This is a genomic window from Bartonella sp. HY761, assembly GCF_026743145.1.
GTDB lineage: Bacteria > Pseudomonadota > Alphaproteobacteria > Rhizobiales > Rhizobiaceae > HY038.
In genome coordinates, this window is sequence record NZ_CP104887.1 from 2062315 (window position 1) to 2075966 (window position 13652).

At 41.6% G+C, this 13652-nt stretch carries 10 protein-coding genes; 5 read left to right on the top strand and 5 right to left on the bottom strand.

Annotated features, from left to right (window positions below; genetic code table 11):
• Positions 1-151: 151 nt before the first annotated feature.
• A protein-coding gene (locus N6A79_RS08920; protein ID WP_268545660.1) for an IS5 family transposase occupies positions 152-909 on the bottom strand; the annotation gives its coding sequence in 2 pieces (ribosomal slippage) (positions 152-576 and positions 576-909; 759 coding nt in all).
• Between the two features lie 140 nt (positions 910-1049).
• Positions 1050-2666, bottom strand: a complete 1617-nt coding sequence (rtcR, locus tag N6A79_RS08925) for an RNA repair transcriptional activator RtcR (RefSeq protein ID WP_268545661.1) — start codon at positions 2664-2666, stop codon at positions 1050-1052.
• 266 nt (positions 2667-2932) lie between these two features.
• Here rtcR and N6A79_RS08930 point away from each other — a divergent pair, with 266 nt between their 5' ends.
• Positions 2933-4492, top strand: a complete 1560-nt coding sequence (locus N6A79_RS08930) for an RNA-binding protein (RefSeq protein ID WP_268545662.1) — start codon at positions 2933-2935, stop codon at positions 4490-4492.
• A gap of 970 nt (positions 4493-5462) precedes the next feature.
• Here N6A79_RS08930 and N6A79_RS08935 read toward each other — a convergent pair.
• Entirely contained in the window at positions 5463-5756 is a 294-nt protein-coding gene (locus N6A79_RS08935; RefSeq protein WP_268545663.1) for a hypothetical protein, read from the bottom strand.
• A 464-nt stretch (positions 5757-6220) separates the two neighbouring features.
• Between N6A79_RS08935 and N6A79_RS08940 the strand changes: the two genes are divergently transcribed.
• Genes N6A79_RS08940 through N6A79_RS08955 form a run of 4 tightly spaced genes read left to right on the top strand, consistent with a single transcriptional unit; the run spans position 6221 to position 10036 of the window.
• Positions 6221-7246, top strand: coding sequence for a sulfate ABC transporter substrate-binding protein (locus tag N6A79_RS08940; protein ID WP_268545664.1), 1026 nt, complete (start codon positions 6221-6223; stop codon positions 7244-7246).
• 13 nt (positions 7247-7259) lie between these two features.
• Positions 7260-8123, top strand: a complete 864-nt coding sequence (gene cysT, locus N6A79_RS08945) for a sulfate ABC transporter permease subunit CysT (RefSeq protein ID WP_268545665.1) — start codon at positions 7260-7262, stop codon at positions 8121-8123.
• Positions 8116-8967 (top strand): sulfate ABC transporter permease subunit CysW, encoded by an 852-nt coding sequence (gene cysW, locus N6A79_RS08950; RefSeq protein WP_268545666.1) that lies wholly within the window; start codon positions 8116-8118, stop codon positions 8965-8967. Before cysT ends, cysW begins: the two co-directional genes overlap by 8 nt.
• A gap of 37 nt (positions 8968-9004) precedes the next feature.
• Positions 9005-10036 (top strand): sulfate/molybdate ABC transporter ATP-binding protein, encoded by a 1032-nt coding sequence (locus N6A79_RS08955; RefSeq protein WP_268545667.1) that lies wholly within the window; start codon positions 9005-9007, stop codon positions 10034-10036.
• 56 nt (positions 10037-10092) lie between these two features.
• Here the strand turns inward: N6A79_RS08955 and ade are convergent, their stop codons facing one another.
• Together ade and N6A79_RS08965 are read right to left on the bottom strand one after the other, a co-directional pair.
• Positions 10093-11889 (bottom strand): adenine deaminase, encoded by a 1797-nt coding sequence (gene ade / locus N6A79_RS08960; RefSeq protein ID WP_268545668.1) that lies wholly within the window; start codon positions 11887-11889, stop codon positions 10093-10095.
• 69 nt (positions 11890-11958) lie between these two features.
• Entirely contained in the window at positions 11959-13455 is a 1497-nt protein-coding gene (locus N6A79_RS08965) for an NCS2 family permease (protein ID WP_268545669.1), read from the bottom strand.
• Between the last annotated feature and the right edge of the window lie 197 nt (positions 13456-13652).

Sequence of the window (13652 nt, forward strand, 5' to 3'; positions counted from 1 at the left end):
CTATAGCATTTTTAAAAAACTGTGAAGCGATCTTTAATAAGCGCACATTTGCTATTGGTAAAAATATGCCAAATATTTTAAAATTTTCGGCTATCGCCCATCAACCCAACGGATTGTAAAAGGCGATTTCATCGCCTAGGCTCAGGACTCATTAATTAAGATAGAATATTACGGTTGCGGCGATGCATATAGCCGAGAAGAAGGTGTGTGCACATCGGTCATAGCGTGTCGCGATGCGCCGCCAGTCTTTTAGCTTGGCAAAGAGGTTTTCGATTATGTGACGCAACCGATAAGTTTGCCTGTCATAAGCTATCTCGGTGGTTCTGCCCTTTCTGGGCGGAATGCAAGCCTTTATTTTTTTGTCAAGCAATGCCTGCCGGAACCAGTCAGCATCGTACCCCCGGTCTGCAATGAGTTCCTTGGCATCTGGCAGATGCGCTAGCAAAAGAGCGGCTCCTTTGTAGTCACTCATCTGCCCTTCAGTTAGTAGCAGACATATTGGCTTTCCATCTTGATCGCAGACCGTGTGCAGCTTTGAATTCAAGCCGCCTTTCGTGCGCCCGATACGGCGGGGAATATCCCCTTTTTTAACAGGCTGGCAGCCGTGCGATGCGCCTTGAGGTGTGTGGCGTCAATCATGATGCGTTGAGGTTTTGGGCCCTGTCCGGCCAGCATTGCGAAGATGCGGTCAAATACACCCAACCTGCTCCAGCGGATAAAGCGATTATAGAGCGTTTTATGCGGACCATAACCGAGGGGCGCATCTTTCCATTGCAGACCATGTTTGATGACATAGACAATGCCGCTGATAAAGCGCCTGTCATCGACACGAGCAACCCCATGAGACAGTGGAAAACAGGGCGATATTCGCGCCATCTGCTCTTCGCTCAATAAAAACAAATCACTCATTAGTTTCACCTCCACAAAACCAATGAATCACAAATCAACAAAAAAAGGAATCCAAAAAATTAATAGGTCCTGACCCTAATCAAAGCTTCGCAAATAATCCTTTAGAAATGGTGAGATATGATATCCTTATCAGAGGCTCTTTAAAAAGATGATATGTCCTGCACCATTTCAAAACTTAAATCAAAACGAGCGAGGTATTTGCGTAAGCGGTCGGCATCATTGCCAGTTTTCTTCTGTGTTCTTGAAACGGCAAATAGTGCCCTTCCCGCTTCACTAATGGTTTTATAACGCTTACATTCGCGCACGACAAAATCAAGCTGCGGAATATCAAATGGATCAATCATCGCCAATTTATCCTCGCCTAAAACAGTTGCAAGCAATTGTTGATCTTTGTCCAAATTATCACGGCTCCAACTATATTTTAACCGCTTAATTTCCTCCGATACTGTTTGCTCATTAATGCGCGACTGCGGTGCAAGGGTTGACATGCGCAAAACTGCTGCCCACAAGTCACGAAAATTACCGCACCATTCGGCATTGCTAGACATGGCAAAATCTAAAAACAAATTACGTGCTTCTTTATTAAAAGTAACTTTTCGCCCCTCATCTCGCTGATAATTATCAAGCTCATAATCAAGATTAGGCTCAATATCTTCACGGCGATTTTTTAATGCAGGCAATTCAAATGTCCAAAGATTAAGCCTTGCATATAAATCTTCTCTAAATCGACCTTTCGTTACCTCTTCACGCAAATCCCGATTAGTACCGGCAATGAGTTGAAAATCCGATTGGGTTTCAACATCCGCCCCAACTGCAAAAAAACGCTTTTCTTCAATAGCACGCAAACACATAGCTTGTTCATCAAGCCCAAGTTCGCCAATTTCGTCTAAAAACAAAAGTCCTTGATCGGCGGCTTTCATCAAACCTTGGCGGCTGCTAGCTGCCCCTGTAAAAGCACCTTTCTGGTGGCCAAACAAGGTTGACATTGCTTGATCGCCGCGCAAGGTAGCGCAATTCACTTCGATGAGTGAACCTTCAACCTGATGCTGCATTTTCTTTAATTCATAAATACGTCTTGCAAGGCGTGATTTACCCGCGCCCGTTGGCCCAGTTAACAAAATTGGTGCTTTTGAGCGAATAGCCACTTTTTCTATTTCGTCTATAATATTATTAAAAGCATCATTGCGGGTAGCAATGCCTGACTTTAAAAAAGATGTCGCCGATTGACGCTCCTGCGCAAAACGCCGCGCAATTATGTCATAGCGCGATAAATCAAGATCTATAATTGAATAAGAACCAATAGAGCTCCTATTGCCACTTTCATCCCTCAAAGACGGCGAAAGCTGTAACAAACGCCCCGGAATTGTGCGCGTCTCCGTGAGCAAAAACCAGCAAATCTGCGCAACATGGGTACCGGTAGTGATATTTACATAATAAGCTTCATTTTCAAGATCAAAATCATAATTAGTAACAATGGAGCGTAATTGCTCATAGACCTCAGCAAAATCCCAAGGATTTTTAATGTCGACAAAATTTTGCACGACTTTTGTCTTGGGTGAAATCTCAGCAATATCCTTAATAATAACTTCGGCGAGCTGGTTATCATTACTGTGATTGATCATCTCTACCCGATCAACAGGAAAATCAGCCTGCTGACAAAGCGCAACCGTTGGCCGCCATTTTGACCAGCGTTTTGCAAAAGCACCAATATCAAGGGTTGTACCAAGAACTGAAAAGACAACCGTTTTTTTATCCATAATTATAAATCTTTATAAAAAATTATCACTGATAATATTATGCCCGTTTTAACATAAAAAGGAAGACAATATTTTTACAAAAATATTTTAGCAATAAAATCAATAAGATAAAAAATAAATTTTTGGTTTTCAGTTATTTTATCGAAGTTGGCACGCCTTATGCTTAGTCAATAGGTGCAGGCAAGATAATTTAACCAAATACCTTGTCAGAATGTCAATAATAATAAGCATGAAAAAAGCCATGCTGAAAATAAAGAGGAAATACAATGGCAAACTTTAAACTTTTTGCTTCCCTACGCGGAAAACTTGTTCCTGCAACCAATAGCCATAACCATCATGGCGCACCAGCCTATGAACTTTCACCAAATGAAGCCTTGGCACAGCTTGCAGTGACTGGCACCTTTAACAACACATTTTACGCCAATGGCTGCGACCAGTTGGATAAGATTTTAGAACTTAGCGAAAAAGTTGACGCGGAGTTTCTTGCAAAAACTGCCATCTATGCTTTTGAAAAAGGCTTGATGAAAGATATGCCTGCTTTATTGCTCGCAATTCTTTCTAAAAACGAGAGCACTTATTTCAACCAAGTATTTAAAAGGGTTATCCGCAATGGTAAGATGCTGCGTAATTTCGTGCAAATTATGCGCTCTGGCACCATTGGTCGTAAATCACTTGGTACTCGCCCTAAACGGCTTGTGCAAGAATGGCTTGAAAATGCCAGCGACATTGAAATTTTGCGTGCCAATATAGGAAATAAGCCTTCGCTCGCTGATGTTATCAAAATGGTGCATCCACGCCCAAAAGATAAATCTCGTGAAGCACTTTATGCCTATATTATGGGTAAAGCCCATAATATTGACGAACTTCCTGCGATTGTCCGTGAGTTTGAAGATTTTAAGACCAACCAAAATGGCAAAGTGCCAGAAGTGCCTTTCCAAATGTTGACCTCGCTTAACCTTACTAAGGAGCATTGGGCAGAAATTGCACATCATGCCGGCTGGCAGATGCTGCGACAAAACCTTAACACTTTTTTACGTCATGACGTATTTTCAGTGCCTGGTTTTACGCAATTTATTGCAAGCCGCTTAAAAGACGAGAATGAAATTCGCAAGGCTCGTGTTTTTCCCTATCAGCTGATGACTACCTATCTAATGGCTGACAATAAATTGCCAGTCTTAGTTAAAAACGCATTACAATCGGCTTTGGAAATAGCCATTGACAATGTACCTGATTTAAAGGGTGACGTTGTACTTTGCCCAGACGTTTCGGGGTCAATGTCATCGTCAGTCACCGGTTATCGCCCTGGCGCAACCTCGATTGTAAGGTGCATTGACGTCGCAGCACTGATATCGGCAGCTATTATGCGCAAGAATAACTCTGCAAGAATTTTTCCATTTGATTATCAAGTATTTAATATTGATATTAACCCTCGCGATAGCGTAATGCGCAACGCAAAAAAGCTCTCTAGTTTCGGTGGTGGAGGAACCAATTGCTCTGCTCCACTTAGCATATTAAATGCAGAAAAGGCTAAGGTAGATTATGTGATCATGATTTCAGATAATGAATCATGGGTGGATGGCAATAATTTAACTCGACCAGGTCAAACAAAAATGATGGAAGAATGGGCGAAGCTTAAAATTCGTAACCCAAAAGCAAAGTTAATATGTCTCGACATACAACCTTACATCACAACACCTGCAGCAAATTTTGATGGTGTTTTCAATATTGGTGGATTTTCCGATGCAGTGTTTACACTTATCGGAATGCTGACAAAACAACAGGAAACAGAACAATGGACAAAAATGATTGATGCAATAGAACTATAAGCATTAACAATATGCTATCTTCAGCTAGCAACTATAAGCTGAAGATAGCATAAAATCAGCCAAACATTACAAATGGCCAAAATCATCAAGTTTTAAACAAAGCTTGAAATGGCTTTTTATACCTTTAACACAAGCCTTTGTTTTTATTTATTTTTTAAAAATAATACTTTACAAAACAAAAAATAAATGCTAAATAAGACTCACCAAATTGAATTCATGGCAAATGCCAGTGGAACTACATTAGGTCACGGGTTAAAGTCCCACCTTGTACATGAACATGAGCTCAGAAAGAGAGCGCAGACTACTGTTTCACTACAAACTTGTTGCTATGATTTTTATTAAACTTTAGATATGACAAATGCCGACGGAACTACATTCCAAAATCTAGGTCGCAGGTTCAAATCCTGCCAAGCCCGACATTATGGGCTTGTAGCTCAGTGTTAGAGCGAGATAGTTTGTTTCGTTACTCCCTTGTTGTCATAGCTATATAAATTTCATTTTTGATATTTGTGGCGAATGCGCAATAAGAATACATCTTCCACGATGCTTTTTACCATTCTTATTCACCCTTGTCGCCACAACTTCATTTTGCCATAGCAAATGCCGATGGAACTACATCTGGTAAAGCTTTTATATGTGAACCTTTGGCTCTCATATCAAAGCGAAGCAGTTCGAATCTGCCCTATTTCAGTGCTAACATACCACTTTTGGAATAGGAATATTTCATCAATCCTTGTTGCCGTGGCCTTTAATATTGCCCCATATTGTCTCCACTGTATCATTTAACAAAAGTTAAGCTGACAATTCCAAAGATTAATGGGTTTTAAAGTACAAAGCTAATAATAAGCAAAGCAGTGGATAATAAATCAATACACAAAAATTTCCTAATATTTAGCATAATCTTTTAAAATAAGGGCGACTTCAAATATGAAGCCGCCCCAAAACTTTAATCATAAATCAAGATTATAGATTATTGTTTGTTTTCAACCGAGCCGTCACCAAAATGACGACCTTCTTTTGGTGGGGCTTTCGTTTCTACTGGTGAGCCGTTCTTTTGGCCTTCAACATAAGAATTTTCTTGTGAGCCATCGCCAAAATGACGACCTTCTTTTGGTGGAGCTTTCGTTTCTACTGGAGAACCATCTTTCTGGCCCTCAACATATGTATTTTCTTTGGAACCACCATTTATGGTACGCTCTGCTGCAAAAACATTGCTTGCAGCTAATGACAACATTGCAACTGATACTAATAAAAGCTTTTTCATTATCTTCGTCCTTGTTTTGCCGCTAATATTTTAGCGAAAATTTCAAAATATTATCTAACAATACCTAGGACGGTATCAAGGAAGGTCAAGATCGTCTAATCAAATAATATTGTATTTATAAAGGGATAGATAAATTAAATGTTACTAAGCAATTTTAGTCTGCCATATTTTTACAAGCCTTTGAACTGGTGTTTTCCACTTTTTGCAACATATGATTTCAATAAACTAAATTTTCATTTAAACAACATTTGAAACAATTTATTTTTACTATCGGCTAGTGAGCATTGACTTTTTAACGCAAAATATTGCTATTTAATTTAGCGTAAAAACCATAAAGAGTTTAGAAAAACTCAAAAATATGTGTTTTATGAAAAGATTTTTCATAAAATCTGCGGATTAGCATAGTTTATATTTTCACATTTTATTTTATTCCGTTACATTGTCGTTAATCAATGGAGGTGACGATGATTTTAAAACGCAAATTGGTAACTGTGCTCGCTTCACTTATTGCAGCAACAGCAAGCCTCGCTCCAATACATGCGTCGCAAGCTGCTGACCGCATATTGAATGTTTCCTATGATCCAACCCGCGAATTTTATCGCGAATATAACCAAGCCTTTTCCGACTTTTGGAAAAAAGAAAAAGGCACAGATGCAGTGGTTCGCACTACCCACGGTGGTTCTGGCTCACAAGCGCGATCAGTGATTGAAGGCTTAAATGCTGACGTTGTCACTCTCGCACTGGAAGCGGATATTAACGAAATCGCAGCACGTACCGGCAAAATTCCTGAAAACTGGCGTGGTACACTCGCCCATAATAATGCCCCTTATACGTCAACGATTGTATTTTTGGTACGCAAGGGCAATCCACAAAACATAAAGGATTGGGGCGACCTTACCCGCTCTGATGTAAAGGTTATTACCCCTAACCCCAAAACTTCTGGCGGTGCACGGTGGAATTTTTTAGCTGCCCTTGCTTGGGCGCGCAAAAATTTTAATGGTGATGAAGAAAAAGCCCGCCAATATGTACGTGACCTTTATCGCAACGTCCCTGTATTAGATACTGGGGCGCGTGGCTCAACCTTAAGTTTCACCCAACGTGGCCTTGGTGATGTGTTGCTTGCTTGGGAAAATGAAGCCATCCGCACATTGGAAGAAAAACGCGGCGAAAATTTCGAAATTGTTGTACCATCAATCTCTATCCTTGCTGAACCACCTGTTGCCCTTGTTGATGGCAATGTCGATAAAAATGGTACAAGAGAAATAGCCACCGCTTATTTACAACATCTCTATAGCCAAGAGGGGCAATCTTTGGCAGCAAAATATGGCTACCGCCCATCAAATCCTGAGCTTGTCGATAAAGCACTTTTGCAAAAATTCCCACCTTTGACATTGGTAAAAATTGAAGATTTTGGCGGTTGGAAAAAAGCACAAGCAGAATTTTTCGATGAAGGCAGTTTCTTTGACCAAATTTTTAGTGGCAACCAATAGGAGCCAATAAAATATGGCATCAACAACAGCAAAGCCTAACTCATGGAAGACACCAAGCATTATACCCGGCTTTGGTTTAACCTTCGGGATTTTTATGACCTATATGTGGATATTGATATTGCTGCCAATTGCGGTGATATTTTTCCGCACCTTTTCGCTAAGTTTTAGCGAATATATTGATATTATCAAAACGCCCACCGTTAGCCATGCCATTTGGCTAAGCCTTTGGACATCAATGCTTGCTGCATTAATTAATGTATTTTTTGGGCTGCTCATTGCTTGGGTTCTGGTGCGTTATAATTTTCCAGGTCGCCGCCTTGTTGATGCCTGTATTGATTTACCCTTTGCCTTGCCAACCGCTGTTGCAGGTATTGCTTTTGCAACGCTTTATTCGCCTATTGGTTGGCTTGGATCGCTACTCAACAACCTTGGCATCAGCATTATCAATACCTCAACCGGTATTGTTATTGCGCTTATTTTCATCGGTATTCCCTTTGTTGTGCGCACCATTCAACCGGCGATTGCCGAGTTTGAAAAAGATGTTGAAGAAGCCGCTGCAAGCCTTGGTGCAAGCCGTATTCAAACCTTTATTAAGGTTATTTTGCCGGCCCTCTTACCATCAATTATGACTGGTTTTGCCCTTGCTTTTGGTAGAGCAATTGGTGAATACGGCTCGGTCATTTTTATTGCTGGGAATTTACCACGCGAAACGCAAATTGCCCCATTGATGATTGTTATTCAGTTAGAGGGCAATGCTGCTAATAAATATGCCAATGCCGCAGCTATTGGCGCAACCATGCTTGTTATTGCCTTTATCATTTTGTTGGCTATTAATCTATTGCAAGCCTATAATCGCAGGAGATTTGGCAATGGCTAATCATATCACACCACAAAATCCGACAAGCGATAATATTTGGTTTAAATGGATAGCTATAGCAGTTGTATTACTATTCTTGACCATTATGCTTTTTTTGCCATTGGCAATTGTCTTTGTTGAAGCTTTTGGTGAAGGTTTTAATGCCTATTGGCAAGCCATCAGTGAGGCAAGCACGCTAAACGCGATTAAACTCACACTTATTGTCGCTTTAATCGCGGTAACGTGTAACAGTTTGATTGGCATTTTGGGCGCATGGGCAATTACCAAATTTCGTTTTCGCGGTAAGGCCTTTGTCATAACTTTAATTGATTTACCTTTTTCCATATCACCTGTCATTGCAGGGCTTGCACTGATTTTGGTTTTCAGCATGGATAGTGTCTTGCGCCCGTTGCTTGAATATTTCAACATTGAAATTATCTATGCAATACCCGGAATGATTCTTGCAACCATGTTTGTAACCTTTCCCTTTGTTGCTCGTGAACTTATTCCATTGATGCAAGACCAAGGCACCAGTGATGAAGAAGCCGCCCTTTCCCTTGGTGCAAGTGGGTTTAAAACCTTTTGGCTGGTAACTTTGCCTAATATTAAATGGGCGTTACTTTATGGCATTTTGCTCTGCAATGCCCGTGCTATGGGCGAATTTGGTGCAGTTTATCTTGTTTCCTCACGCATTGAGGGGGAAAGTATGACATTGCCCCTGCAAATTGAGCTTATGTATTATTCCGACATTACGGCTGCCTGCGCGATAGCAACACTGCTAACCTCGCTTGCATTGGTAACACTTGTCTTAAAAACATTAATTGAAAAAATTTACGCCCGTAAGGGAGCACGCACAGGCCATTAATATGAGCTGATGCAAAATATAGTTTCGAGGATTGACTATGGATGTTCGCCTAAATTCCTTAAATAAAGAATTTGACGGCTTTGCTGCATTAAACGATATTTCACTTGATATTCGCTCAGGCGAATTATTAGGCCTGCTTGGCCCATCAGGCTCCGGTAAAACCACGCTTTTGCGCCTTATTGCTGGCCTTGAATTCCCAACTTCTGGTACTGTTTATTTTGGCGATAAAGATGCATCCTTACACTCAATACGTGAGCGTAATGTCGGTTTTGTTTTTCAGCATTATGCGCTTTTCAAGCATTTAACCGTTTTTAACAATATTGCATTTGGCCTCAATGTTCGCCCTTCAAAAACGCGCCCATCAAAAGCCTTTATTAAAAATAAAGTGATGGAGCTTTTGGATCTTGTACAGCTAACAGGACTTGAAAACCGCTATCCCAATCAATTATCGGGTGGGCAACGTCAGCGTGTTGCCCTTGCCCGCGCCATGGCAATTGAACCGCAAATCCTGCTTCTTGATGAACCCTTTGGCGCATTAGATGCGCAAGTTCGCCGGGAGTTACGCCATTGGCTGCGTGAAATGCATGATAAAACTGGTTTTACCACCATATTTGTTACCCATGATCAAGAAGAAGCACTTGAACTTTCTGATCGCGTTGCCATTATGCATAAAGGCACAATCGAGCAATTAGGCTCGGCTGACGAAATTTACGACAACCCGAAGACCCCCTTTGTCTATGACTTCATTGGCGAATCCAGTAATATTATTATTGAGATAAAGTCAGGGAAATTTCTATATAACGGCAATGAAATTAACATAAAAAGCGATTTACCCGATGGTAAAGCCAAGCTGTTTTTTCGCCCACATGAAATTGAACTTACAAATGCGGATCAGCAAAGCCTTAACGGTAAGCTCATTGCCCGCCGCCGTGTCGGATCAGCAAGGCGCGGCGAAGTAAAACTTGATAGCGGTGATATGGTGGAAATTGAATTGCCGCGCGATTATCAAGGACAAATTGGCGATATTGTTCATTTTATACCGCGCTTTTATAAAATTTTTAATATTTAAAATATTTCAGCAAGACATTAAGGCCACCACTTCATTGAAATGGTGGCCTTTTTTAATTATTGCGCCATTTTTTCCATAATAACATCAACAATTTCAAAGCGGGTTACATCAACCAGTCCTTTGTCAGAAATGCGCAATTGCGGAATAACCACCAATGCCAAAAGCGAATGCTGCATATTGGCATTATTTAAAGTACAGCCACATTCCGCCATAGCATCAACAAGCTTTTGCGCTTTAGCTGCAACAATTTCGGCGCGCTCATCAGACATAAGGCCTGCAATTGGTAATTCTACCATAGCAAGCTCTTTGCCTTCAGATATCATTACCATACCGCCGCCAACTTCTCCCAGACGATTGGCTGCCATTGCCATATCATCCTTATTGGTACCAACAACAATCATATGATGGCTATCATGGGCAACAGTTGACGCCAAAGCACAAGGCTTATTATAGCCAAAGCCTGACACAAAAGCATTGGTGACATGGCCTGTTGCACGGTGGCGTTCAACCAGTGCAATTTGGCAAACATCATTGGTAATATCCATGCTAACAATGTTATCTTCAACTGGCAATATGGCTTCAAGCGCCTTGGTAGGCGCTTGGTTTTCTACCATGCCAATAACACGTACCCGCACCTTTGCAGCATTATCAGCAACAACATCAAAATCATCGCCTTTTAACACTTTGCCAAGATGCACAGTGTTTTTTACGTGAGCTGGATATTGTGTAGCTGGAATATTAACAACAAGATTGCCATTTTCAGCCAAAAGCTTACCTTGGCCGATAACCACTTCAATCGGCAATTCTGCTAGGTCAGATGTAATAATAATATCAGCACGGCGACCTGGGGTGATTGAGCCCAAATCACGCTCAAGACCAAAATGCTGTGCAGTGTTTAAGGTGGCCATTTGAATAGCGGTAATTGGCTTTAAACCTTGCGAAATGGCATGGCGGACAACGCGGTTCATGTGGCCGTCAAATACCAGTGTGCCGGAATGGCTGTCATCGGTGCAAAGCAAGAAGTTGCGAGAATCCAAACCATGTTCGGTGATAGCTTTAACCTGTGACGCAACATCATACCAAGCAGAGCCAAGGCGCAGCATAGAGCGCATGCCTTGGCGAACACGCGCCATTGCATCGTCTAGGGTTGTACCCTCATGGTCATCGGCAGGGCCACCTGCAATATAGGCATGAAAAGCACGGCCGCGCTCTGGTGAAGCATAATGGCCGCCAACGGTAAGACCAGCTTTTTGAGTAGCTGCAATTTCAGCAACCATTTTCGCATCATTATTAGCAACACCTGGGAAATTCATCATTTCGCCAAGACCAATAATATTAGGCCAAGACAAGATTTCGCTGATATCATTCGCACTAAGCTCGGCGCCAGCTTCTTCAAGCCCGGGTGCGCTTGGCACACAGCTTGGTGCCTGCACAAAAATATTAATTGGCATTTGTTGCGCTTCATCATTCATTAAGCGCACGCCTTCAACCCCAAGCACATTGGCAATTTCATGGGGATCAATAAACATGGTTGTTGTACCATGGCCAATAACCGCACGGGCAAATTCGGTTACATTGACCATGCCGCTTTCAACATGCATATGCGCATCACAAAGCCCTGGCACCAAATAGCGGCCATTAGCTTCAATCACCTGCGTTTCAGTGCCGATTGTATAGGTGGCATCTTCACCAACATAAGCAATGCGCCCAGCACTCACGGCAACATCAATATTGGCAATAATTTCACCAGAATGGACATTGACCCATTTACCATTTTTAACAACCAAATCAGCCGCTTTGCGTCCCATGGCGACATCAACCAATTGCGGCGCAACTTCATGCCATTGTTTCATTGTTCATTTCCTTAAATTATTTCAATCATTCTTTAAGATGCGGATTTGGCGTTATAAGCCAAACCCAAATTATAATACTAAACCGTTATTTAATGGGCTGATTAGCTGACTTTGTTCTGTCGGCTTTTCAGGCGCGGTAGGCGCAAACTTATAAGCTTGAATTTGTGCAACGAGCATAACAGCAATAAGTGCTACAAACCACATGACAAGCCGAATTTCGCGTATTTTTCCTGTAACAATTTTCATCAACACATAGGTAATAACTGCCAAGGATAGGCCAAGGGTAATCGAAAAAGTAAGTGGAATAAGCAAAACAGCCAAAAATGCTGGCAAAGATTCTTCAAAGTTTTTCCAATCAATACGCCCCAATGGTTCTGCCATGAAAAGTCCGGTTAAAATTAATACCGGCGCAGTTGCAATAGATGGTACTAACGATAGTAATGGCGACAAGAATAAAAATGGTACAAAAAGCAAACCTGCAACAACTGCCACAAGACCCGTGCGCCCACCTTGTGAAATACCAGCGCCCGATTCAAGATAAACAGTGGCTGGACTTGTGCCAAGCGGCGCGGAGATTAATGCTGCGACCGCGTCAACATGCATGGATTCACGAATATTATGCGGCATATCATTTTCATCTTTTAGACCAGAGGCTTCTGCAAGCCCCATAAAGGTTGAAAGCGCCTCCACAAAATTGGTGAAAAGAAAAACAAAAATAAATGGGATATATAGAATTTGCAACGAGCCAATAAGATCAATTGTACCAATAAAACTAAAATCGGGCGCTGCAAAAACACCGCTCCAATTCACAATAGTTTCAAGACCGCTACCATAGGTATAGGCACTACCATCGCCCCAAATCCGGCCAATAGGAATAGCAAGCAATGTCGTGACAATCATGCCAAGCATCAGCGAGCCTTTGACGCCGCGACTAACCAAACCAACGGTGATAATAAAACCCGCAATGAAAGTAAGGGTAACGGGGGTAATCGGTGTTAAGGCAACGATCGTATCAGGGTCTGCAATAATAAATTTTGATCCTTCCAAGCCGATTAAAGCAATAAAAAGCCCAATACCGCAAGCAATACCATAACGAAGATTAACCGGAATGGCTTCAATCACCACGCTGCGCAAATTAAAAAAAGCAAGAAGAGTAAATAAAACACCGGCCCAAAGCACACAGCCAAGCGCAATCGGTAATGGTACATTTGCGCCACTTACCAAAGTATAAGCAAAAAGCGTGTTGATGCCCATGCCGGGTGCCACAAGAATAGGGCTTTTGGCATAAAGCCCCATGGCACAGCTACATAGAAAACTAACTAAAACGGTGGCTGTTAAACCTGCAGAAAAAGGAATACCTGCCTTGGTCAAAATATCGGGATTAACCACAATAACGTAAGAGGCTGCTAAAAAAGTGGTGAGCCCTGCCAATAACTCAATGCGTATCGACGAACCGGCCTTACGTATACCAAAATAGCGGTCTAAAAATGCAGCAAAGCCTTTATGTTGATGATTTGCAGATTGTTGATTATTGTGTTGTACGCTGCCTTGTTGCTCAACGGCCATTTGGCACCCTTTCATCTATTGCACTTGCAGCATGTTTTTAGCTGCAGTTTAAACCAGCGCCCCCAATGGTATTGAAAGCCACATTGTTGGTTTTTTAATTTAAAATAAAATGAAAAGCATATTTTGTCTTAGCATTTACTATGACAAAATATGCTGGTGTTGTTCTTAGAGCGTTTTCCGAAAAGTGTGAAGCGGTT